Source organism: Sphingobacterium pedocola (assembly GCF_015209965.1).
GTDB classification, from domain to species: domain Bacteria; phylum Bacteroidota; class Bacteroidia; order Sphingobacteriales; family Sphingobacteriaceae; genus Sphingobacterium; species Sphingobacterium pedocola.
Genome location: NZ_MU158689.1, coordinates 1865732 through 1890963 on the forward strand (window position 1 = coordinate 1865732; position 25232 = coordinate 1890963).

The 25232-nt window shown below is 40.2% G+C and carries 14 protein-coding genes; 6 read left to right on the forward strand and 8 right to left on the reverse strand.

The window, feature by feature from the left end; genetic code table 11:
• Positions 1 to 13: 13 nt before the first annotated feature.
• Positions 14 to 2410 (reverse strand): phenylalanine--tRNA ligase subunit beta, encoded by a 2397-nt coding sequence (gene pheT, locus C4F40_RS07885; RefSeq protein ID WP_196938791.1) that lies wholly within the window; start codon positions 2408 to 2410, stop codon positions 14 to 16.
• A 295-nt stretch (positions 2411 to 2705) separates the two neighbouring features.
• On the opposite strand from pheT, the gene purL reads away from it, so the two are divergent.
• Positions 2706 to 6380 carry a phosphoribosylformylglycinamidine synthase gene (gene purL / locus C4F40_RS07890; protein WP_196938792.1) on the forward strand — a complete coding sequence of 1225 codons (3675 nt, stop codon included), beginning with the start codon at positions 2706 to 2708 and terminating at the stop codon, positions 6378 to 6380.
• 175 nt (positions 6381 to 6555) lie between these two features.
• On the opposite strand, the gene C4F40_RS07895 is transcribed toward purL, so the two are convergent.
• The 5 genes from C4F40_RS07895 to C4F40_RS07915 all read right to left on the reverse strand — a co-directional run bounded on the left by C4F40_RS07895 (position 6556) and on the right by C4F40_RS07915 (position 13711).
• Positions 6556 to 9732 carry an efflux RND transporter permease subunit gene (locus C4F40_RS07895; protein ID WP_196938793.1) on the reverse strand — a complete coding sequence of 1059 codons (3177 nt, stop codon included), beginning with the start codon at positions 9730 to 9732 and terminating at the stop codon, positions 6556 to 6558.
• A 62-nt stretch (positions 9733 to 9794) separates the two neighbouring features.
• The gene (locus C4F40_RS07900) at positions 9795 to 10853 is read right to left on the reverse strand and encodes an efflux RND transporter periplasmic adaptor subunit (protein WP_196938794.1); all 1059 of its coding nucleotides are present in this window, start codon (positions 10851 to 10853) and stop codon (positions 9795 to 9797) included.
• Positions 10854 to 10936: 83 nt separating this feature from the next.
• Positions 10937 to 12256 (reverse strand): TolC family protein, encoded by a 1320-nt coding sequence (locus C4F40_RS07905; protein ID WP_196938795.1) that lies wholly within the window; start codon positions 12254 to 12256, stop codon positions 10937 to 10939.
• Positions 12256 to 12864: a TetR/AcrR family transcriptional regulator gene (locus C4F40_RS07910; protein ID WP_196938796.1), complete on the reverse strand. Its 609-nt coding sequence runs from the start codon at positions 12862 to 12864 to the stop codon at positions 12256 to 12258. The genes C4F40_RS07905 and C4F40_RS07910 overlap by 1 nt, the downstream gene beginning before the upstream one ends.
• Positions 12865 to 13054: 190 nt before the next feature.
• The gene (locus C4F40_RS07915; RefSeq protein ID WP_196938797.1) at positions 13055 to 13711 is read right to left on the reverse strand and encodes an NUDIX hydrolase; all 657 of its coding nucleotides are present in this window, start codon (positions 13709 to 13711) and stop codon (positions 13055 to 13057) included.
• A 152-nt stretch (positions 13712 to 13863) separates the two neighbouring features.
• Between C4F40_RS07915 and pfkA the strand changes: the two genes are divergently transcribed.
• The 3 genes from pfkA to gap are packed head-to-tail and all read left to right on the forward strand — an operon-like array spanning position 13864 to position 16707.
• A complete protein-coding gene (gene pfkA, locus C4F40_RS07920; protein WP_196938798.1) occupies positions 13864 to 14847 on the forward strand; it encodes a 6-phosphofructokinase in 984 nt (327 codons plus the stop codon).
• Between the two features lie 10 nt (positions 14848 to 14857).
• On the forward strand, positions 14858 to 15706 hold the full coding sequence (locus C4F40_RS07925) for a hypothetical protein (RefSeq protein ID WP_196938799.1): 849 nt from the start codon (positions 14858 to 14860) through the stop codon (positions 15704 to 15706).
• A gap of 5 nt (positions 15707 to 15711) precedes the next feature.
• On the forward strand, positions 15712 to 16707 hold the full coding sequence (gap, locus tag C4F40_RS07930; protein WP_196938800.1) for a type I glyceraldehyde-3-phosphate dehydrogenase: 996 nt from the start codon (positions 15712 to 15714) through the stop codon (positions 16705 to 16707).
• A 50-nt stretch (positions 16708 to 16757) separates the two neighbouring features.
• Here the strand turns inward: gap and C4F40_RS07935 are convergent, their stop codons facing one another.
• On the reverse strand, positions 16758 to 20381 hold the full coding sequence (locus C4F40_RS07935; protein ID WP_196938801.1) for a DUF7507 domain-containing protein: 3624 nt from the start codon (positions 20379 to 20381) through the stop codon (positions 16758 to 16760).
• Positions 20382 to 20618: 237 nt separating this feature from the next.
• Here C4F40_RS07935 and C4F40_RS07940 point away from each other — a divergent pair, with 237 nt between their 5' ends.
• Entirely contained in the window at positions 20619 to 21242 is a 624-nt protein-coding gene (locus C4F40_RS07940; protein ID WP_196938802.1) for a 7-carboxy-7-deazaguanine synthase QueE, read from the forward strand.
• Positions 21243 to 22047: 805 nt separating this feature from the next.
• Positions 22048 to 23943 (forward strand): OmpA family protein, encoded by a 1896-nt coding sequence (locus tag C4F40_RS07945; protein WP_196938803.1) that lies wholly within the window; start codon positions 22048 to 22050, stop codon positions 23941 to 23943.
• A 2-nt stretch (positions 23944 to 23945) separates the two neighbouring features.
• Here the strand turns inward: C4F40_RS07945 and C4F40_RS07950 are convergent, their stop codons facing one another.
• A complete protein-coding gene (locus C4F40_RS07950) occupies positions 23946 to 25016 on the reverse strand; it encodes a Gfo/Idh/MocA family protein (protein WP_196938804.1) in 1071 nt (356 codons plus the stop codon).
• Between the last annotated feature and the right edge of the window lie 216 nt (positions 25017 to 25232).

Sequence of the window (25232 nt, forward strand, 5' to 3'; positions counted from 1 at the left end):
TTATATCTCTCAACTACCGCACTACTGCACCAGTCTCTTTCTCAAAGTTAAGAATTAATTTTTTAATTATACTATCAATTTGTTTGTCGTTAAGCGTTTTTTCTTCATCCTGAATGGTAAAACTCAGTGCATAAGACTTTTTGCCTTCCGGCAGTTTTTCACCTTTGTAAACATCAAATATGTTTACGTCCTTCAAAAGCTTGCGCTCTGACTTAATCGCAATATTTTTAAGCTGTTCAAAAGTAACCTCATCGTTTATCAATAATGACAAATCCCGACGTACGGATGGAAATTTAGAAACTTCCTTATACGTAATCGTATTCTTGCGGATGGTTTTCAACACGAGATCCCAATCAAAATCCGCAAAAAAGACCGCTCCATCCACGTCTACTTTAGCTAATGTCCCTGCCGCGACAGCGCCCAGCGACACCAACACCTTTTGCCCCTTTACGTAATCCAGTCCATACGCAAAATGCGGATTGCTGGTTTCTACCAATTGAAGATTATTTATTTTTAAGCGCTGCAAAAGGATATCTACCGCAGCTTTTAAATTGTAAAAATTATTCGCTTTCGATTCATTGTTCCACTGTTCAGGCACCTTTTTACCAGCGATCCCCAACACCATATGTTGCTTTTCCTGGTATCCCTCTTCCAGAAGATGATACGTCTTTCCGTACTCAAAGAATTTTATATCGGGAGATTTATGCTTTTGGTTATATTCTAGAGCTACTAACACGGAAAAAATCATATTTTGACGCATCGTATCCAAATCCGTACTCAACGGATTAAGCAACTTCACAGCAGTGTTTTCATCGTCTGAATAGGCTCCTTTTGTCAAAGAATTCGATAAAATCTCGCGATATCCATTGGCAATCAAAAGATCAGCGATCTGATTCAGCACCACTTCTTTATCCGGCTTTTCGGAGGTATTCAATGAAGCCTTAATCTGTGGTTTCAATTCAATGTTATTGTACCCGTAAATACGCAACACTTCTTCTATCACATCCACTTCCCGGGTTACATCCACTTTATATGCCGGCACATGAACGGTGATCGTATCCGCGCCTTCGTTCGAAATTTCTATGCCTAAGGCCAGTATAATAGCCTTAATTTCCGATGCTGGGATATCCTTGCCGATCAGGCGTTGCACATTATTATAACTTACATCAAATGTAAACGCGTCTACCTTAGACGGGTAGATGTCGGTAATGGTGGAATCAATTTGCCCACCGGCAACTTTCTGTATTAATAAAGCCGCTCGCTGAAGTGCATATACCGTTATATTTGGGTCTGTTCCGCGTTCATAGCGAAATGAAGAGTCCGTTTTTAAGCTATGACGCTTGGCGGTCTTACGAATAGATACCGAATTGAAATAGGCAGATTCCAAGAAAATGTTAGTCGTATTTTCGGTTACACCAGAATATGCGCCGCCGAAAACTCCTGCTAAACACATGGGCTTTTCGGCATCTGCAATGACTAAATCTTCTGCAGACAACTTGCGTTCTATTCCATCTAAGGTCGTAAACAATTCATCTTCATTTGCTAACCGGACAATAACTTTATTATCCGCTATCTTATCTTTATCAAATGCGTGCAAAGGCTGCCCCAGATCGTGCAATACATAATTGGTAACATCCACAATGTTATTGATCGAACGGATACCTATCACACTTAATTTCTCCTTTAACCATTCGGGAGACTCACCTACTTTTACGCCTGCGATATTAATACCAGAATAACGAGGACATGCTGCGCTATTTACTACGTTTACATCGGTAGCATCCGGATTTTGCTTTTCGTTGAAAGCAGTTACATCGGGCAGTGTATATGTACCGCGGAAATATGCCGCCAGATCACGCGCCACGCCTAAATGTGAAGCCGCATCTGCACGATTGGGTGTCAAACCGATTTCAAATCTATAATCGTCTTGAATCTGATAATAATCTCTTACCAATGAGCCCATCTCTGCATTCGCATCCAGTTCCACAATACCTGCATGAGAAGTTCCCATACCTATTTCATCTTCTCCGCAAAGCATACCTTCTGATACTTCACCCCTGATTTTTGATTTCGTTATTTTAAATGGTTCTCCAGTTGTAGGATGACAGGTTGTACCCACTTGCGCAACGATCACCTTAAGACCGACCCTTACATTAGGCGCTCCACATACGATATGCAGCAATTCTGATCCGCCTACATTCACGGTAGTCACTTTCAATTTATCCGCATTCGGATGTTGCTCGCATGTGATCACCTCTCCCACGACTAATCCATCCAAACCTCCCGGAATAGACTGTACCGTTTCAACTGCTTCCACCTCTAGTCCGATATCCGTCAAAATCAACGACAGTTCCTGCGGTGTCTTATCTATATTTACGTAATTCTTAAGCCAATTGTAAGAAATATTCATTATCTATAATTTTAAAGGTACAAAGATAGGATTTTGTAAAAGAAATCCACTGCTATAGCAAAAAAGGGTTAATGATGCCACAAATAAAGCGAATATTTAATAAAAAGTTGTAAAAATTAATTGATTTCAGTCGTTGGTATTTTTATGCTATTATCGAAAGTATTGTGTCTAAGTAAGACCGAATTAAGATTACTCGCTACTTTGTATTTGCGAGTTTAATATCCATGGATATATTATCTAAAATATTCCGTAAATTTGTACTTTAATTTGAAGAACGTTCAAACACACGAAAATAATGATTCAATTCTTTGAGAACCCATCGAATACCATATACGGTGTTCAAAGTGTAAACTCTTTATCACAAGAAGACATTAAGAAACTCAATTGGCTTTTTGGAAATGCTAAAAAACTCGACGACCATACGCTAAATAACCACTACGTAGGACCCCGTGCAGCGATGATCACCCCTTGGAGTACCAATGCTGTAGAAATAACGCAAAATATGGGCATTAAGGATATCGTCCGAATCGAAGAATTTCAACAGGTGGGAGAAAATTTTAATGAATTCGATCCCATGATTTCGCAGAAGTACGCTGCCTTAACGCAAGATATGTACACCACCCATATCAATCCAGAACCTATTTTGGAAATCGATGATATTGATGCGTATAACAAACAGGAGGGCTTGGCCCTGAACCTCGAAGAGGTTCAATATTTAGACAATTTATCCACTAAGCTTGGACGAAAGCTGACTGATTCGGAGGTTTTCGCATTTTCACAAGCAAACTCAGAACATTGCCGTCACAAAATATTCAACGGAACGTTTATTATCGACGGGGAGGAACAACCTACTTCTTTGTTTAAATTGATTAAGAAAACTTCCGAAACGAACCCCAATGACATTATTTCAGCGTATAAAGATAATGTTGCTTTTGTTAAAGGACCCCGCGTCGTTCAATTTGCTCCTAAATCGGCAGATAGGCCGGACTTTTACGAAGAAAAGGAATTTGAATCTGTGCTGTCTGTAAAGGCAGAAACACATAACTTCCCGACAACCGTTGAACCGTTTTCAGGTGCAGCTACGGGTTCGGGAGGAGAAATCCGTGACCGCCTCGCAGGCGGCCAAGGTTCCTTACCCTTGGCGGGTACAGCAATATACATGACTTCGTATTCCCGCTTGGAAGAAAATCGTCCTTGGGAAAAAGCAATGGAAGAACGCGACTGGTTGTACCAAACACCGATGGACATCCTCATCAAAGCATCCAATGGTGCTTCGGATTTTGGTAATAAATTTGGTCAGCCGTTGATCACAGGCTCCGTTTTGACATTCGAACATGAAGAGGATGCACGCAAACTGGGCTACGACAAGGTGATTATGCAGGCCGGTGGTGTAGGTTATGGCAAACTGGATCAGGCAAAAAAACATACCCCTCAAACAGGTGATAAAATCGTTATTCTGGGTGGAGAAAATTACCGTATCGGTATGGGTGGTGCTGCTGTATCTTCAGCCGACACAGGTGCTTTTGGTTCCGGTATTGAATTAAATGCGATCCAACGCTCTAACCCTGAAATGCAAAAACGTGCGGCCAACGCCGTACGCGGAATGGTCGAATCAGATAGCAATCCCATTGTATCCATCCACGATCACGGTGCCGGAGGTCACTTAAACTGTCTTTCCGAATTAGTGGAAGATACGGGCGGTCTGATCGATCTGGATGCCTTACCTGTTGGCGACCCTACCCTTTCTGCTAAAGAGATTATTGGTAACGAATCGCAAGAGCGTATGGGATTGGTTATTGCCGACAAAGATATGGAGACCTTAAAACGCGTCGCCGATCGTGAACGTGCTCCTATGTATACGGTAGGTGATGTAACGGGTGATCACCGCTTTACATTTCAGTCGAAAACTACGGGTGAAAAGCCCATGGATTATGCATTGGAAGACTTCTTCGGATCCTCTCCAAAAACCTACATGAAGGACAACACGGTAGTCCGTAACTACGCCGATTTGGAATACAGCACGGATAGTATCCCTACCTATCTACAGCAGGTTTTACAGTTGGAAGCTGTTGCATCCAAAGATTGGTTGACCAATAAAGTGGATCGCTGTGTAGGTGGCCGTGTTGCAAAACAACAATGTGTCGGCCCATTGCAATTGCCATTAAACAATGTCGGTGTAATGGCATTGGACTTCAAAGGCAAAGAAGGTATAGCGACAACAGTAGGACACTCACCGGTGGCAGCCATCGTAGATTCCGCTGCGGCAAGTAGAACGGCTATTGCAGAAGCTTTATCCAACTTGGTCTTCGCTCCGATCAAAAACGGTTTAGCGGGCGTATCGCTCTCTGCTAACTGGATGTGGGCATGTAACAACGAGGGGGAAGATGCGCGCCTATACAAAGCCGTTAAAGCCTGCTCTGATTTTGCCATTGAATTGGGGATCAATATCCCAACGGGGAAAGATTCACTTTCGATGAAGCAAAAATACCCTAACGGTGAACATGTGATCGCTCCGGGAACATTAATCGTCTCCGCTGCTGGTAACTGTATAGATATCAACAAAGTGGTAGAACCTGTCTTAAATAAAAATGCGGGTTCGATTTATTACATCAATTTATCCAAAGATAGTTTCAAATTAGGTGGTTCGTCCTTTGCCCAGATCTTAAATAAGATCGGGAAAGAAGTACCGACTATTCAGGATGGCGCATACTTCAAAACAGCGTTTAATACCATCCAGGAATTAATCAACCAAAACCTGATCGAAGCAGGTCATGATGTAGGTTCCGGTGGTCTGATTACCACATTGCTTGAAATGACCTTTGCAGATGTGAACGTGGCAGCCAGTTACGACTTATCGGGATTGAACGAAACCGATACGGTAAAAGCCTTATTCAACGAGAATATCGCTGTTGTACTACAAGCGAAAGAAGATACTGCTTTCGAAAAAGTTTTAACGGCGGCTAACATCGACTTTACAAAAATCGGTCGGGCGATTGAAGGGGCCGAAGTTACTTTGAAAAACAATGGAAATAGCTTTACCTTCAACGTCGTTGAAACACGTGATATCTGGTATAAAACATCTTTTCTCTTGGATCAAAAGCAATCTAAGAATGGTATGGCAGCGGAACGTTACAACAATTACAAAAACCAACCCCTTAAATATACTTTTCCTACTCATTTCACCGGTATAAAACCTGTTGTTGACGAGACCAATCCTCGCCCTAAAGCAGCTATTATACGGGAGAAAGGCTCGAATTCGGAACGCGAAATGGCAAACGCCATGTTCTTAGCAGGATTTGATGTGAAGGATGTACATATGACCGATTTAATTTCCGGTCGTGAGACATTGGAAGACATCCAATTCATCGGTACTGTAGGCGGTTTCTCCAATTCTGACGTATTGGGTTCGGCCAAAGGTTGGGCGGGTGCTTTCCTATATAATAACAAAGCAAAAACAGCATTGGATAATTTCTTCAGACGCCCGGATACACTCTCCGTAGGAATATGTAATGGTTGTCAGTTATTCATGGAGTTGGAATTGATTAATCCCGAGCACGATGTACATGGAAAAATGCTTCACAATACCTCTCAAAAGCACGAATCAAGCTTTTCATCCGTCACTATTCAAGAAAACAACTCGGTCATGCTATCGACATTAGCAGGTACTACACTCGGCGTTTGGATTTCGCACGGTGAAGGAAAGTTCGACCTACCAAAAGAAGAATCGCAATACCATATCGTAGCGAAATACGCTTACGATCAATATCCACACAATCCGAATGGATCGGATTACAACACAGCGATGTTATGCGATGCGACAGGCCGTCACTTAGTAACAATGCCGCACATTGAACGCTCAACTTTTCAATGGAACTGGGCAAACTATCCACAAGGCAGACAAGATGAAGTCACTCCTTGGTTAGAGGCATTCGTCAACGCTAGAAAATGGATTGAAAATCAAGGCAAGTAAGACGCAATATGAAGGCATCTAAAAAGCACATCGTCGTCGAACCGAGACCGTCATCGCGAACCTGAGGTACGAAGGTGACGCGATCTTAAAAGATTGCAATGACGCTATATTCATAAAACAAAAAAATCCCGGGATTATCGTCCCGGGATTTTTTGTTTTATGATTTTAATAACAACTAATGTTTCACCGCCATTTCATCAACGTAATCCTCGTTTTCTTCGTAATCTGCCACTATCAGTTCTTCATAGTTCGTTTTTTCTTTCTTTCCAAAGCGTCTTCCCAGACTGTCAAATATCGAATATACGACAGGAACGACTACTAAGGTCAGTAACAAAGAAGACAATAGACCTCCGATGATAACGATAGCTAGACCTCTGTTTGTATCAGCAATACCCCCTGTAGCCATCGCAATAGGAATCATACCAAATACCATGGCAATGGTTGTCATTAAGATCGGACGAAGACGGGCGTGGTTGGCAGCCACTAGGGCATCGTGCGTATTATCACCGGCATCTTTACGATGGTTAGCAAAATCCACCAATAAAATCGCATTCTTTGCGACTAAACCAATCAACATGATGATACCCAATATGGTAAAAATATTCAGTGTCTGATTGGTTAACGCCAACAACAATAAGGCTCCGATAAAAGACAACGGTATAGAGAACAATACGACAAAAGGTGTCACAAAGTTATCATATAAGGCAACCATAACGAGATAAACCAAAATAATGGAAGCTAATAATGCAATCCCTAGCGTACCAAAACCTTCGGATTGATTCTCCATATTCCCCCCCCAAACATAGGAAACTCCTGGCTTACGTTCCAGTTTTGAAAACTCCACCTCCCAATCGGCAGCTACGGTACCGGCAGGACGACCAATCACCTGCCCCTGAACGGATACAGCAGGAGATTTATCACGACGTTCCAATAATGTAGGACCCGATCCATAGTTGATGTCGGCGAATTGCTCAAGCGATATAGCGCTACCCTGGTTATTTACAAACTTCAGTACACGTACATCATCTATACTAGCGCGGCCCTTATCATCAAATTGAATATTGATATCGTATTCATTATCTCCCGCACGGAATTTATTATCCGTATTTCCAGAAAAAGCCGTTTGCATGGTTGCACCTACAGTTGCTACATTAAGTCCAAGCGAAGTCATTTTTTCCCGGTCTACTTTTACGTTAATCTCAGGATTACCATCTTCAGAGGAAAGTTTCACCTGTGACGAACCCGGTACTTCACGTAACAGATCAGCGGCTTGATTAGCAAATTCTAAAGCATCTTCGACTGAAGATCCGATAATTGTCAATGTCAAAGGTGCTTGTTCAGCTCCCATCAAACCCATATTTACCGTCTTAATCTTCGCTCCAATAAGCTCCTTTTCTAATTCATTTTTTAAGTTAGCCGAGTAAACCTTCGAATTTTCAATGCCTACATACTCGTCTTTCATAATAACATGAATTTCGGATTTATATCTGGAACCTGCAGCAGCAGTCATACCGCCATCACTGGATTGACCAACCGAGGTGATTAGACGTTTAACTTCCGGCTTCGCTGAAATAAAGTTTTCAGCACGTTGTGTAAACAAATTTGTTGTTTCCAAAGATGCGTCTTTTTCCAGCTCCAATTGTACTAAGAATTCGCCTTTATCATTCGCAGGAAAGAAATCCGTTCCGATATACCCTAAACCGACCAGCATAATCGAGCCGAAAAACAAACCTATAGCTAACAGAAGGGTCAATATTTTATTCAATCGCGTGCGAAGTGACCATTCCAAAATATTGGATACCCAATTTGTAAATTTCGTCAACCCTCTTTCAAATCCTACAATTATTCCACCGAAGAAGGACTTCGGATTAATGTGCTCCAGCCTTCCAAATCGAGAGTATAACCAAGGCACAACAGTGAATGAGACCAACAACGATAACAAAGTAGATATGATAACAGTAACACAGAATTGGGCAAGGATATTGGCGACCAAACCCGTTGACATCGCAATTGGTAAAAATACCACGACGATAACTAAAGTAATAGCGGTAACTGTAAATCCAATTTCTTTAGCTCCATCGAATGCTGCACGTACCCTATTCTTACCCATTTCCATATGCCTGTGCACATTCTCGATAACCACAATCGCATCATCCACCAAAATACCAACTACCAATGATAAACCAAGTAATGACATCAGGTTTAAGGTATATCCCATAAAAAACATACCAATAAAAGTTGCAATTAACGACAAAGGTATAGCCACCATCGTAAAGGCCGCATTTCTTAAACTATGAAGAAAGAAAAGCATGATAAAGCCTACCAATACGATAGCCAACACCAAATCCTTCATAACGTGCGAAGCTGCACTCAAGGTATACTCACTGGAGTCATTCGCAATCAAGACCTTGATATTATTGTTCTTGTAATCGTTCTCTACGCCCGCTATTGTACCTTTAATCGCTTCGGAAACGGCTACAGCATTTGCATCAGACTGTTTAAACACCTGTAATAAAATTGTGTTTTGACGGTCTAAACGGGCAATTTTTTCAACCTCCGCAATTCCATCTTGAATGTCAGCGACATCGCGTAAAAAGACAGTTGCACCAGTTGGTGTCGTTAATGGCAAATTTCGCAGTTCGTCTATCGAACCCACTTTACCAGCAAGACGAATGGTAGTCCGTTTCTCACTTGAGGCTACGCTACCTGTAGGGAAATCTAAATTGGAAGATGCAATTACCTGCTGCACCTGTGCGATCGAAAGTCCGTACCCCTGCAATCTTTCCGGATCAACCCGAACTTGGATTTCGCGTTCCTCTCCTCCTACCATATCTACTTTCGCAACACCATTGACACGGGCAAATACAGGTTGAATCTTATTGTCCAACAGGTCATAAAGTTCCTTTTCACTCAAATTTGACGTCACCGCCAAACTCATAATAGCCACATCATCTAAGGAAAACTTATTTAATGTTGGCGGATCGACATCATCTGGTAAATCATTTAAGATGGAATTGATTTTACGTTGAGCGTCAGTTAATAGGAAATTGACATCTGCTCCGTCATTCAAGGTTACCATGACAACAGATACGTTCTCTAATGAGGTCGCCTCTATTTTTTTTACCATTTCTAAAGATGAAACCGCATCCTCAATCTTTTTTGTAACTGTATTTTCCACCTCCGTTGGAGATGCTCCCGGGTAAACCGTCTGTATGGTAATGACATTGATATCAAATTTTGGAATCAATTCATAACCCAATTGCGAATAGGAAAATATACCACCAAGTGTCAATATGATAAACATCACAATGATCAGACTCGGCCGCTTTATCGATATTTCTGAAATTTTCATCTGTATATTAGTTTTCTTTAAAGCGATGAAGTTATCGTCATCTAAATCAGCTTTAAACTTTTTTATTTAATAATCGTAATCGGGCTTTGATCGAATAAATTGATCTGTCCAGAAATAACAACTTGATCACCATCATCAACACCACTGATTACCTCTATATAATCACCAAAGCTACGACCTGAAACTACCTGTGTCAGTACCGCTTTATCTCCCTTTACAACATAAACTTTGTTATCACTCACGGAACCGACAAACGCAGTTCTTGGAATAACAAGCGCATTCGCACTTTGCTCGACGCCAAAACGTGCAGTACCATACATTCCCGCACGCAAATCATTATCGGCATTATTGGTAATCTCTATTTCAACCGGAAAATTCAAGCCACCGTCCGATTTAGGGGCTATAAAAGTGATTTTACCTGTAAATGTTTTATCAGCATATACACTTGCTGTCACATCCACCGTCTGTCCGACTTTTAAAGTGGCTACGTTTTTTTCGTCTACGTTTACCCGTAATTTCAAGGTGCTTACATTCACGATATCAAATGCAGCAGCACCTACGTTTAGATAAGTACCCGGTTCAATCATCCGCGCATTGACTATACCAGAAACTGACGTCTTGATCGTAACATCTCCGGCAGTCAATTTTGCTGACTGCAGATTATTTTTGGCATTTTCAAACTGTAATTTAGTCTGATCCAATTGTTGCTTAGTAACGCCGCCGGTAGCGTAAGCACTTTCGAAGCGCTGAACATCTGCCTGTGCATTGTTGAAAACCGCCTGCGCGTTCGCTACCGATACATTTAATTTATCTCCTTCTACAACAGCTAAAGTTTGTCCGGCGCTTACGCGCGAGCCTTCGTCTACTAAAACGCGTACGACACGACCTGCTGCCTCTGCCGATACAGTTACCTCTTGTTTAGGCATAAATGTACCATTGGCCAAATAAGCCAAGTCCATGGTTTGGCTTTTAGCTGTATCAACACGCACCGCCACCGTAGCATTTGTAACTGCAGCTGCAGCTGTTTCTTCTTCATTTTTTGTCTTGTTTTTATTCAAGATGTAAAAAATTCCTGCTAACACAGCAGCAATAATAATTACAGAAATAATTGCACGTTTCATATGTATAAGTTATTCGTTTTTATTTGTTTTCAGCGGCGCTCATTAGCGTTACGCGGTTTATCTTTTAATGTTGTAACTATCGATTACTCGTTTACTAATGATTTCAAATTTCCTTTAGCCTTTATTAATTGAATTTCGGCTACTTTAAAATTCAGCAAGGATGTATTCAAGTTATTTTGAGCGTCTGCAAACGCCTTTTCAGCATCAAGTAACTCTGTTAAATTTGCTAAGCCATTTTTATAATTATTTTCCGTATCTGATAATACTTCTTTAGCCAAGCTGACATTTGAACGATTCGAGTTCACAACCAGCAAACTATTTTTAATCTGCGATTTCGCATTTTCATTCGCCAAAGATAAGCCAAGCTTTGTATCTTCTAAATCTACCCTAGCTTGTCTAATTTGAATATCAGCTTGATTAATTTTGGATCGTGTAAAGCCGCCTGAAAAAATAGGAATTGATAAGTTTAAACCTATACTGGAAGTCTTCGGCCACATAAAATCACCTCCAATGGGAAACCCTTGACCAAATCCATTAAACCCAAAATCGGCACCTAAAGATAATTTAGGATACAAGTCCGCCACTTTCGAAGTTTTATTAAGCTCATATAGCTCAATTTGCTTTTCACTTAATAAAACTTCCGTTCTCATGCTCACATCACTACTTTCTAAAACAATAGAAGCATCAATATCAAATGTCTCCTTTGGCAGCTCAACATCCATTTCTATTGGCATACCAATAGCAAATTTCAGGGCATTTTCCTTCAATTGTAATTCATTTAAAACTTGTTGCTTTTGAGATTCTAAGTTATTAATTGCGACCATTAAACGATCTAAATCTATTTTCTTTTGCAAACCTGCTTGCACAAGTCCGTCGACAACGTTCTTCGTTTTGATCGTATTATCCAGATTTGCCTGAATGGTTTCTAACTGCAATTGAGTTTGGAAAATATCATAATACGAATTCGAAACCTTCTCAATAAGCTGTTCTTCAGTTAATTGGACATTTATCTGATAAAACTCTTTTGTAGTTTTAGCAGCCTTCAAACCTGTAAAAAGGGACTGATTAAATAATTGTTGATTTAAAGAAACCATCCCGGCAGAGTTCCAAGGTTGTCCCATTTTTGCAGTTATTACCTCTCCACCTAAATCAATTGCCATTTCAGGAATTATCGCATTATACTTTAAAGATCCCGAAGCGGTAATCTGCGGTAATGCACCTGATCTTACCTCATCAATTTGATATTGCGCATTTTCTAATTCAAGCTTGGATTTTTTCGCTTCCGCCTTATTTTCGAGCGCAAATTTCACGGCTTTTTGAAGTGTCAAAACTTCCTGTCCGTACAAATAATTACCAGCAAAAATGCTGCACAGTAGCACTGCGATTGTTTTTATTGTTTTCATTATTCTGTTCTACTAACTATTTTTCCTTCAAAGATAAATTCCGTCGCACGCTTTTGGCTCGCCAGAATTTTATCGACCTTATTGACATTCGGCAAGCCCGTAACGATGTCGGCAATATTATGCATAATACCCAATCCACGTACGACTTCTACAAAACAAAGACTAGCACAATCAATATCTGCAATTTTTACTTCCCCAGACTTTATCGCCTTCGTCAACAATTGCTTGACATTCGCAATATCACGCTTATGAAATTCGATTAGAACATCCGTCAGTTCCAACCCCTTTATCCATTCCAAATTTTCACTAAGATGCAATACATAATACTTTCTTATATAGTTTGCCCTTAACTCTAGCAAAGCAAACAATGTATTCATTAAATTATTGTCATACCCATCTATAACAGCTACTTCATATTGATTCGCTTCCTGCGCTATAGCAAACAAAACGTCTTTGATTAAAGCGTTTTTATCTGGATAGTAATAATATAAATTTGCTTTTGTAATCCGCAAATCCTCCGCAATTTCGTTCATCGTGGTCTTATTAAAACCATAATGTGAAAAGCGCTTGATCGCGACCTCTATAATCTCCTCTTTACGATTATCCATTTACCTATCTCTCCTTTTTTATTTCTGACTTTTGCTAGAAATTGTTCAAAAATATAAAATGAATAATACATTTGGCGAAAGGTTGCATAAAAAAAACATTGTAATGACAATATACCTGTTCAAGTTCAGTGTATATAACGTAGGATAGCATGCAAATGCTTCATGGATATGAAGCTTATTTTAAGATAGTTTATTCAAAAAGCTTTTGAAATTTTCGTCTATCTAACTTATAAAGTCGGGCAGCCCGATATGAAACTCCCGTTTGAAATTCATCCAGCTCTTTTAGATAACCTAGGTTATTTATTTTCTTACGAAAATTTCGCTTATCTAGTGTTTCCCCTAAAAGTGCTTCATAAACTTGTTGGAATTGAGTTAACGTGAATTTTTCGGGAAGCAGCTCAAAAGGAGCTAACGAATAGGACAATCGCTTCTTCAACTTTTCTACACTTAGTTGGATAATCTCACGATGGTCAAAGGCCAAATCTGGGAGGTGATTAATGGGATACCATTTGGCTTGCTTCATATAAGATGTAACAGGCTTCACCTTGTTTTTAACATTGTCGTAACGCACCAAAGCAACATATGCAACAGTAAGAATCCGCCCTTCCGGATGTCTTTTTACGCCTGCAAATGCGGCCAATTGCTCTAGATAAATATCTTTAAGACCCGTATTTTCATAGGAAATACGTTTTACAGCGTCTTCCATCTCCTCGTCTTTCTCAACATAAAACCCAGGTAATGCCCACCACCCTTTATACGGATATTCATTTCTTTCTGTCAACAATATTTTTAATTGAGCTTCATGAAAGGTGTAGATTACGCAGTCAACTGTAAAATGTGATAACAAACCTTTAAAATTTAAGTATTAATAAAATCGATAAGCAACTAGAACTGTAGGCAATATTGCTCAAAAAATGTATAATAAACAAAAAAAATAGCAGAAAAATTTAATAGTGTAAAAAATACACACTATATTCGTATAAGCTAAACTAAATTATAGTGAGAGAAATTAATAGAATAGGTGTTTTTACATCTGGAGGGGACGCACCTGGAATGAATGCAGCCATCCGATCAGTTGTAAGAACTGCTTTATATGAAAACAAAAAGGTCACAGGCATTTATCACGGATACCAAGGAATGATAGATGGCGAGTTTACAGATATGACAAGTCGCTCGGTAAGTTCTATAATCAATAAAGGCGGAACCGTATTAAAATCAGCACGTTGTTTGGATTTCAAAACCAAAGAAGGAAGAGCAAAAGCGTACGAAAATATAAAAAAAGCAGGTATAGATGCGTTAGTTGCAATCGGTGGAGACGGAACTTTTACCGGTGCACAGATATTATCACAGGAGTATGATATTCCGGTGATGTGTATCCCTGGAACAATAGACAATGACCTTTATGGCTCTGACTATACCCTAGGATATGATACGGCAAATAATACGGTAATTGAGGCGATAGATAAAATTAGAGATACCGCTGCGTCGCACAACAGGGTATTTTTTGTAGAAGTGATGGGCCGTGATTCGGGATGTATTGCCTTACAGGCCGGAGTAGGCGGAGGCGCTGAAGCTATACTTTTACCCGAAAAGGAAACAGCCATTGCTGAATTGATCTACCTATTAGAACACGCGGAAGAACGTAACAAAAGCTCTATGATCGTTATTATCGCCGAGGGAGATAAGAATGGTGGTGTATACAACGTAGCGAAGCATGTTCAAGAAAAATTTGATCATTTTGACATAAAAGTTAGTATCTTAGGGCATCTCCAACGTGGTGGGGCACCAAGTAGTTTTGACCGTGTGTTGGCTACACGTATGGGCTATACTGCTGTTAGAGAGTTATTAAAAGGCAATTCAGGCGCTACGGTCGGTATTAGAGGGATAGATATGATTACCACTCCACTGGAGGAAGCCTTAAATAATCGGGAATTCAAATTGAATGAAGAATTATTAGAAATTGCGAAAGTAATGTCTATTTAAGGTAAACAATATGATTTTAGTTATTTTCACGGGATCACGATACGCAGATTGGAGACTTATAGATAAAGGAAGAGTACTTCACGGATTTCGAACAGCCGGAATCAACTCGTACATCCAAGACGAAAATTTTGTCAATCAGCTTCTTAATAAGAATACGCAATTACTATACAACGCTGAAAAAATTCGAAAAATATTCTTTTTTGGTGCTGGTGCCTCTTCTAAAGACCGTCAAGATAAAACAGCAAAAATATTTGAGACCTTTTTTACCCACGCCAAGGTAAAAGTAAACCATGATTTAGCAGCATCCGCCCTATCCACCTTTGGCGATGAAAAAGGCATTATAGGAATAATCGGAAGTGGGTCAAACGCGGCCTTCTATAACGGAAAAAAAATTGTAGAGAATAATTATGGGTTAGGCTACATTTTGGCCGACGAAGGATCGACAAACTGGTTAGCGCGTCAGGTATTGAAGGACTTTCTTACCGTCTCCCTTCCCACAGGAATACGGGAGAAGCTGTTGGTAAAACATACCATAGATCGAAAAATTATATTAGAAAAGATTTATAACAGTCCAAACCCAAATATATTTTTAACATCTTTTGCAGATTTTATATTGGAAAACAAAAGGGATCCTTACATCGCTTCAATTGTAAAAAAGGGTTTGGAAATTTTTGTTAAAACATATCTCATCCCCCTTTCTGATCAATACCCCGACCAAACCATCCATTTTACGGGATCGGTCGCGAACAATTATTCAGATTGGTTACGTGAAATAGGTGCAGAATACCATTTAAACATAGGAACTATATTAAAAGATCCTATACAAAACTTAGTTAAATATTACATTAATAAAAACTGATAAAAATGAAAATTGGAATTAACGGATTTGGCCGTATTGGCCGTCTAGCATTTAGAGCTGCTGTAAAACGTGCTGATATTGAAGTGGTAGGTATTAATGACTTGGTAGAGCCAGATTATATGGCTTACATGTTAAAATACGACTCGACACACGGCCAATTTGATGGTACTGTAGAAGTAAAAGATGGCAATCTAGTTGTCAACGGAAAAACAATCCGTGTAACAGCAGAAAAAGACCCAGCGAATTTGAAATGGAATGAAGTTGATGCTGAAGTAATCATCGAATCTACAGGTTTCTTCTTGACGCAGGAGTTGGCTCAAAAACACATTGATGCAGGTGCTAAAAAAGTTGTTATGTCTGCGCCGGCAAAAGATGACACACCTACTTTCGTAATGGGTGTAAATCACAAATTATTGAGAGCAGACCAACATATTGTTTCAAATGCTTCTTGTACTACAAACTGTTTAGCTCCTATCGCTAAAGTATTAAATGATAAATTCGGTATCGTAGAAGGTTTAATGACGACTGTACACGCTGTAACAGCAACCCAAAAAACAGTAGACGGTCCATCTGTAAAGGATTGGAGAGGTGGTCGTGGGGCTTACCAAAATATTATCCCTTCTTCTACAGGTGCTGCTAAAGCAGTCGGTTTGGTCCTTCCTGAATTGAAAGGAAAATTAACGGGTATGTCTTTACGTGTCCCTACTGCTGACGTTTCAGTTGTTGACTTAACAGTACGTTTAGATAAAGGTGCTTCTTACGAAGAGATTAAAACGGCGATGAAAGAAGCTTCAGAAGGTGAATTAAAAGGTATCTTAGGTTATACAGAAGATGAGGTAGTGTCTTCAGATTTCTTAGGTGATGCACGCACATCTATTTTCGATGCTAAAGCGGGTATTTCATTGAATGATAACTTCGTGAAAGTAGTATCTTGGTATGATAACGAATGGGGTTATTCAAACAAAATCATTGATCTAGCACAAGAAATCGGAAAATTATAATTTGATTTCCCGATCTAAAAAAATGGAGCTACGGTGTTAGCTCCATTTTTTTAGTAATTTATTTTTCTGGTTATTAGTACGGATCCCCTCCTAACGACAGATCTTTCATTTATTTTATGCCCTTTAAAAATGTAAAAATAAGTACCGTCAGAAAGATTGGATGCATCCCAATCGTTTTGATAATTTGGAGCGCTATAAACTGATTTTCCAAATCGATCTATAATCTCCACCTCTATCCGATCAAACAAATAAGCACCAATAACGACAAACGTATCATTTTTGTTATCCCCATTCGGGGTAATGGTATTCGGTAAAAAGAAACCTGTAGTTTCAACAGTTATTTTAGCCGGGTTAGACCAATTCTCATTTTTATCCTGGATTCGATAGATCCATTCGTCAAATCCGGTAAAATTCTCATTCGGTACATAGACAATATCTCCATTACCCACTAATTTAATCGTTCCGTATGTAGGATAAGATAAAATATTAACGGTTTCATTGTTCAAAACGCTTTCCTCAACATAGTCATTGGTATAAGGCCTAATGGTTGTTCGATAATTATATCCAATTTTTATCTCATCATCGACGGCGACTGGGACAGTTTGCTGGATGAAGACTTTTACCTCGGCCACATTACTCCAGAGACCGCTTTTATCTTTGACCGAATAAGAAAACGTATCTTCTCCATAGACAAGATTGCTATGCGGTTCGTACCAAATGACCTCTCCTTCCACAAAAACTTGGCCTAAGCGGGGGGATTCCGCTATACGTATCGAATGGATATCCATTGAGCTAGACCCTGCTTCGTCGTTCTCCAGCACCTTGACCGATGCATTATTTCCCTGAAAAAATGTTACCGAATCCACAATCGCTTTCGGAGGTTTAGCCACCGTGGTTATTGTCGGCATGTCGTCTGTTAAGGTATTCCCTGAAATATCGGAAATTGCAACTCGATATTTTTCATCTATTCCATATACGGTCGCCGTATTTTCTACATATCCTCGATCGATATCCTGCTGATCAACAATATACATTCCTTGATGCATCGTGTTTCCATTCTCTAATAGAGAAGGTAAAATTAACAGATCAGCCTCTTGCAGATTCTTGTCGCTCAACCGCAGATCCATGACAGCCAGATAGCCTGAATGAACAACTTCAAATTGATAGACCATCTCATCGCCCAAGGTAAATTGATTGTTCTCACCGGTTCCGTGGTTGACAACAGATTTCCTTAACTGTAAAACGGGTTTGGCATCGATATCTATAACCGTTTGTTCATCATCTTCGAAAGACGTACCCGAAACATCCGTTACGTCAAATTGTCTCGGGTTCTTACCCTTCACCACGGCAGAATTAGTGATCTGTCGCCTTCTTACGTCATCGGCCGTAATGGTGTATCGAACCGTAAATGAGACTTTCTCTTCTCTATCTAACGATGTCTTGGAGGGCACCAGATTGGTATTCCCCAGCAGCGGATCCTGTATAAAGAGATCCGTTACCGACACCATACCCGAATTACGAATGGTAAAGGTATATGCCAGTTCCTCACCTGCTTCCTGAAAACCCGAATGATCTGAGTCGATGTGCTGTACTGTTTTCAAAAGCTGCAATTGCCCTCTATCATGATATGGTTCCAGCAAAAACACGCTGGTATTTAATAGCATGTTATTACAACTATCCATACATTCTTCCATTACCGTTCCCGGTGATGTAGCATCCGTATTATTCGAAGTCGCATCCGGATCGGTAAAATCTCGAGGTCGAACGATTCCCGCCAGAGCATCTACAAACCCGAAGGTCTCATCGCGCGCATCGTCGGTTTTGGCTATTGCATGTATTGTGAAAACCAAACTGCATCCATTCGGAAGATTTACAGTTCCGTCCACGTTATTTGTCAGCGTGTTTAATGCATTAACTGTACCACAAGAATTCGAATGCGTGACGGTAGTAATCGTGAAACCCACTGGTAAACTGAACGAAAAAGCACTGTTATTCGCGTCTGAGGGACCGTCATTCTTCACCACAACGGTATACGTAACTATTTCGTCCAACTCGATCTCCGTTTTATCGGGTTCGATGGAAACAATTTCAAGATCTGCAATTTCAACCGTCGCATCTTTTACTGCGCTTTCCTGCACCTGAACCGTATACGACCAAGTATCCATGCCTTTGTTATTTCCAAAGCTGGCTGCTCCATAGTCATTATTCACATTGTTCACACTTTGGTTCGTTATCGTTGAATGTCGATACGATCCCCACTTGTGTCCATTTTCATAACTGCTTATCCCCTCTAGATTCACAAGCGGACTGGACTGTTCAGAAGGTATTCCCCGAGAAATTTCACTATCATCCCAATATACAATGGCAGGCGAGTTCTCCGTATCATCCGGATTCATGCGCTTTACCGAAATGCCTTTAGGGTTGATTTCCATATCAAAGTATGGAAAGTGTATCTCTCCTTCGACCAGACCAATCAATATCTCAATGGGATACTCTTTACCTGGAGGCAATAGATTCCCTCTTCCATCCTTTCCGTCCCAGATATATTGATTGTTACCCACAGTTGCTTGTATCAATATATCACGTTGTTCAAACCTATACAACGGATCTTTTGATTTGATGGTGACTTTGTACCTGCCGGCGTAATTTGTTTCAAAACTGATTTTACTACCTTTCAGATTAACATAATTTGGAGTTCCTTCACTGCCTGTTAAACTTATATTTTTGATTTCGGCCACTTCTATGGGATTCAACAACCAAGTAGATCCACCTGGAACCACCCCTGTACTCATTCGCGGTAAATCTATATTAGGCACGGTATACATCATCTTATGCGTGATATAGGTGTTGTCCAGATCGGCAAGTAATGGGTTATGGATGTAGGCGTTATAACCTTCATTGGAACTTTTGTAACTTGGATTTCCATCCTGGTCCAAAAATCCTGTATTATTTACAAAATAGGAAAACTGGATACCATGACTCCCATTGCCATCCACCTTGTATACGTAACCGTCTTTGGTCAATACATAGTTTACACCATAAAAAGCGCCTTCTTCATTATCTAAAGATTCGTAATTCAGATACAAATTAAGCACGTTGGCATAAACCCTACCTGCAACCCATTCTGTATCTGTGGTATTTCTTACCGAAATATCCCAAGCCGCTATTAAGTACCCCGTGTCTGGCTGATCCCAATTTCCGTTGGCGGGGTTTTGTGGCGGGTTAGCTACATTTTGCGAGGCAAATTCGCCTATAGGCGGTATAAATTCTACCATCCATATCCCTTCTTCGTCTGCTGAAATCTCAAAAGGAGTATATCCTGTCCCTGGGCCGGCCAACTCCGCAGCTCTTTGGCTATAAAAACCGGTAGCTCGAATACGCCCAATGTCTGTACCATCTGTAATCGTCTCATTACCAGAAGGAGAAGTAATCCGCATCCGACCATCGCCTACGTTTTGTGCACTGGAAGCTACCGCTAAAGTCTCCCCTACACGCACGTAAGCAAAATGTGTCCCCAGATTGGAAAACGAGGTATAGCCAGAAGGTAAACAGTTTAAAAAAGCCCTATTTCCGCGTACCCCAAACGGATATAGGTCTTTCGAACCGTCTGCTCGGATCGTAGAACAGTTAAATATAAGTAAAACAAAAAGTACTAATTTAGCTACAACATGCATAATAAGTGTTAATAATCAGGGCAATAAACAAACTTATATAAAGTTAATTATACATGCAAGTTTCCACTCTTAAACATCTATATTAAGTTTATAGACGCCTCATTTGTTTCTTTGAAAACAATCTTTTGGGGGAATATAATATTTACATCATAATATCAACTAACTCGCTGCGTAATGTTATTAAATAGGGGTTATATTTATTTTATTTCTAAATTTGCAATCTAATTACTATTTACAATGTCGCATCAAGTACCAGAGGATGGCACTCAGCTTCCTCTAATGGAAGAGTTTTACACGATACAGGGGGAAGGATACCATACCGGAAAAGCTGCTTATTTTATACGTTTGGGGGGCTGTGACGTAGGCTGTCATTGGTGTGATGTCAAGGAAAGCTGGAATGCGGAGCTGCATCCCCTCACTCCGGCCGATCAAATAGTCGAAAATGCTAAACGGTTCCCCGCAAAAACGGTAGTCATAACAGGTGGAGAACCTTTAATCTACAATCTGGATTATCTGACCAGAAAACTTAAAGAAGCTGGAATAAAAACATTTATAGAAACTTCTGGAGCTTATCCTTTAAGCGGATTTTGGGACTGGATCTGCCTTTCTCCCAAAAAATTTAAAGGGCCACGCCCAGATGTGCTAAATGCAGCCGGGGAATTAAAAATTATTGTTTTTAACAAAAGTGATTTCGAATGGGCAGAAGAGCATGCCAAATTTGTAGGTGACCAATGCAAGTTATATCTCCAGCCAGAGTGGTCTAAAGCTTCAGAAATGACTCCCCTGATCATTGATTACGTAAAGAATAATCCCAAATGGGAAATTTCATTACAAACTCATAAGTATCTGAATATCCCTTAGCTGGATATTTCGAATCAATTTTAAAAATTGACGGGTAATAAAAACGAAGGTTTTTCTTAAACAGTTTTTTTGCCCCTCACATTACCTATCCGTCGTTGCCACGACAGGGCTTCTTCTTTCTCCTTGACGAGAAAGAAGCAAAGAGTCAAGACTATACCGTATTTGTCGTTTCGGCTGCGTGATGATGTAGAGCACAGCTCTTAGGCCTCCATTGCACAGCCCACCTCAAAGGCAGAGATCTGCTTGGTTAAGTGCTAAATGTAAGTTTCTGCAACACACCATCCACGGCCTGCACGTCCAAATCCGCTAAGGTCATCCTTTTCAGTTCATCAGAAGCTTAATAGTAATCATACATCAAAGCACTATCCTTACAATTTCGACAAATGTCGCCTTAGCCATTTGCCAATTGCAGGAGGAAGCACGAACCACTGTGGCAAATGGGTACAGCGACGATTTTAAGAATAAGTATTTGTTTTTAAAGGAATTCTTGAGCTCACTACGTTCGGTTTGCTTCTTTTTAGGAAAAAGAAGTCGCCCTGCGCCGGCGAAAGAGGCGCATAAAATTTGATTAAGAAAAACCTTCCTTTAATATCAACATCAAATTAAAAAACCAAAAGCGTTTCGCATTCAATGACGTCCACTCGCAAGCTTGGCTTGTAAATACAACGGATTTTAGCTAAGTTTATACCATAAGGCAGTCGATACATGAACCCGACATAATTAAAAAATCATTAAGCACGCAGGGCAATGATTTTTTTAGTCATCAAAGGCTCCATCTGACAGCTAAAAAACAGGAAATAAACAGATGAAACTTTTATTTGTGGTTATAAGTTTTTGTTTTCTTTTTGGTATCAAAGCCAATCTGTTATATGCTCAAGTTCCCTCCTCGAATAAAAAAGCACAGCAGGCATATGAAACCGCTAATAAAAATCTTCGCCTACAACAAACAGATTTAGCTATCTCCCACTTAAAGAAAGCGGTAGAACTAGACTCTAATTTTGCACCTGCTTACCAGCAACTTGGCGATATACACCGCCAAATAGAAGATTACGCACAAGCCATAGGATATTATAAAAATGTATTAAAACTCGCCCCTAACCTTACTTCCCTAACTAAATACGGATTGGGAGAATCGTTGCTTAATGAAGGGAAATATCAGGAAGCGCTCACTTATTTCGCAGATTATGCAAAAAACAATCTGCCTGAAAAAAGTAAGATGCAAATAGACAAGTATATAGCTGACTGTTTATTTGCAATCAATCATACTGATCAACATAAATTTAGTTTACAGAAACTTCCCGCAGCAATAAATACATCCGATGACGAGTATTTCCCCAAATTGACGGCTGATAACAAGACAATTGTGTTCACACGAAAAGTAAATAACCAAGAAAATTTCTTCGAAAGCGAACTCCGCGCAAACAATTGGTCGGAAGCTAAAAAATTGACTGGAAAGATTAATTCAGACGCGTTTAATGAGGGCGCACACTGCATTTCACCGGATGGAAAGTACTTGTTTTTCACAGGTTGCAATAGACCTAATGGAATGGGGAGCTGCGACATCTACGTCTCCAAGAAAGAGAATGGAGAATGGGGCACTCCTCATAATCTAGGCGCTCCAATTAACACAAAAGGCTGGGAATCACAGCCTGCAATCTCTGCAGATGGTAAAACATTATATTTTGTAAGCAATCGCGCCGGAGGAATTGGAGGCTATGACATTTGGAAAAGCACATTAAACGAGTCGGGGAAATGGGGAAATGCAGAGAATCTAGGAAACGAGATCAACACCCCGTTTGACGAGAGCGCACCCTACATTCACGCGGATAATAAAACATTATATTTTGCGTCAAATGGATGGCCAGGCTTCGGAAGATTAGATGTATTTTTAAGTCAGACGGATTCACTGGGGAATTGGTCACATCCCGAAAACCTAGGCAGACCGATAAACAACCACTACAATCAAACTGCAATCCACGTCAGTATGAATGGTAAGTTAGGCTATTTAGCTGCTCAGGACTCCAGCAGACAGTTGGATATATATACCTTTCAATTGTCCCAATTGATCATGCCGGATCCTGTAGCGTATATCCAAGGACAAGTCCTCGACGCCGAAAACAATCAGCCATTGTCTGCAAAGATCAGCGTGACGAATACCGACAGCCAGCAGGTGGTATATGAGGATGTAGCCGACTATGTGGATGGAAAATTTATTGCCACACTCCCCATAGGGTTTAACTATGCGGTCCATGTTCAGCATCAAGGATATCTATTTGATTCCAAGCAATACGCATTGGATGATCCTAAGTTCACGAATGAAAAGTTCGAAGTAAACATCCTGCTGCAACCCATAAAAATCGGTGGTACGATCACGCTGAACAACATCTATTTTGACGTCAATAAATATGAATTATTACCTACTTCAAAAAGCGATCTAACGCTATTATTGGCATTCTTAAAACTAAATCCGGGTATCATGATGGAAGTCAGCGGACATACCGATAATACAGGCAAGAAAGAACTCAATCAAAAACTGTCCGAAAACCGGGCGGTAGCGGTGGGGAATTACCTTTTTGCAAATGGTATAGCAAAAAGCAGCATTAGAACCGTGGGTTTAGGAGATCAGAAACCTATTGCTACCAATGAAACCAGTGAAGGGAAACAGTTGAATAGACGAACAGAAATTAAGATCTTGAACTAGTATTAGAGTTTGATCATTTCACCAGATTTCACCGATTGATCACAGGCAAAAGCGATTTTCAAACTATTTAATGCATCTTCCATGGATTTGGAAAGATCTAAATCTTCCTTAATGGCTTGTAGAAAGAAACGCTGCTCACGATTGCACAATTCCTGGTGATCTGGCTCATCCAATAAGTCTATCCATTCATCGGTTTTTAAAAACTCATTTTTCTCATTTATAGCAGCATGGTGTATGCGTATCGATTCCGTTTGCGTATGAGCGGCTATTGAATCCGAATTACCTTGCTTACTCGCATTATTGGCAACAATAGATACAGAGCCTCTGGGGCCAAACACATCTTTGATAAAAAAAGCCGTTTCGCTGACCATTGGTCCCCAACCGGCTTCATACCAACCTACACTTCCATCATCAAAACGAATCTGCAGCTGTCCGTAACTGTAATTATCTGCTGGAATATCATCCGTTAGTCGGGCGCCAATCGCCGAAACCTGTATGGGTCTGGCATCTGTCATCTGACACATCACATCGATGTAGTGCACACCGCAATCTACTATCGGACTCAGACTTTCCATCAAATTACGATGCACATCCCACATATAACCATGACTTTGCTGATTCAGGTTCATACGGAATACCAAAGGCGTACCTAATTTTTTCCCTTCGGTAATGAATCGGATCCAAGAAGGATGATGCCGAAGAATATAACCGACCACCAATTTTTTATTCGCTCTATTGGCAGCATCGATAACACGTTGGGCACCTAATACGGTATGAGCCAAAGGCTTCTCAATAAACACATGTGCTCCTGCCTCTAGCGACTGAATAGCATATCGTTCGTGCGTATCGGGGTAGGTAGATATACAGACCGCATCAGGTTTGGTAGCATGTAAAGCATCCTCGAAATTATCAAACAAGGGATAATTTGCATCTAATTTTTCATTTAGTGCGATCTTAGTGTTGCCGCGTGATACCAAACCGACTATCTCGAAATCTTCGAAATCATGATAGGCTTTCGCATGCGATGCCCCCATATTACCGCAGCCAACTACTAAAATTTGTATTTTATTCATACGTATATAATTATTCATTAATGTGTATTTTCAATGGCATTATTCATTCATGATCATTTTCAAAGGAATTCATGAGGTCGCTACGCTAAGTTCATGAACGCTTCGCGGTTTGTATTTTATTGGTCATATGGAATATTCATATATGTTTATATCTTCGGAAACATGAATATTTCATATCTGCTATTTCTAAACCTAAAAATGCAACTTTATGAGGGA

Coding starts and splice junctions, on each gene's coding strand:
- C4F40_RS07910 (WP_196938796.1), bottom strand. CDS start 12,864: ATGGATAATCGTAAAGAGGAGATTATAGAGGTCGCGATCAAGCGCTTT.
- C4F40_RS07940 (WP_196938802.1), top strand. CDS start 20,619: ATGTCGCATCAAGTACCAGAGGATGGCACTCAGCTTCCTCTAATGGAA.
- C4F40_RS07900 (WP_196938794.1), bottom strand. CDS start 10,853: ATGAAACGTGCAATTATTTCTGTAATTATTATTGCTGCTGTGTTAGCA.
- gap (WP_196938800.1), top strand. CDS start 15,712: ATGAAAATTGGAATTAACGGATTTGGCCGTATTGGCCGTCTAGCATTT.
- C4F40_RS07935 (WP_196938801.1), bottom strand. CDS start 20,381: ATGCATGTTGTAGCTAAATTAGTACTTTTTGTTTTACTTATATTTAAC.
- pheT (WP_196938791.1), bottom strand. CDS start 2,410: ATGAATATTTCTTACAATTGGCTTAAGAATTACGTAAATATAGATAAG.
- purL (WP_196938792.1), top strand. CDS start 2,706: ATGATTCAATTCTTTGAGAACCCATCGAATACCATATACGGTGTTCAA.
- C4F40_RS07950 (WP_196938804.1), bottom strand. CDS start 25,016: ATGAATAAAATACAAATTTTAGTAGTTGGCTGCGGTAATATGGGGGCA.
- C4F40_RS07925 (WP_196938799.1), top strand. CDS start 14,858: ATGATTTTAGTTATTTTCACGGGATCACGATACGCAGATTGGAGACTT.
- C4F40_RS07895 (WP_196938793.1), bottom strand. CDS start 9,732: ATGAAAATTTCAGAAATATCGATAAAGCGGCCGAGTCTGATCATTGTG.
- C4F40_RS07905 (WP_196938795.1), bottom strand. CDS start 12,256: ATGAAAACAATAAAAACAATCGCAGTGCTACTGTGCAGCATTTTTGCT.
- C4F40_RS07945 (WP_196938803.1), top strand. CDS start 22,048: ATGAAACTTTTATTTGTGGTTATAAGTTTTTGTTTTCTTTTTGGTATC.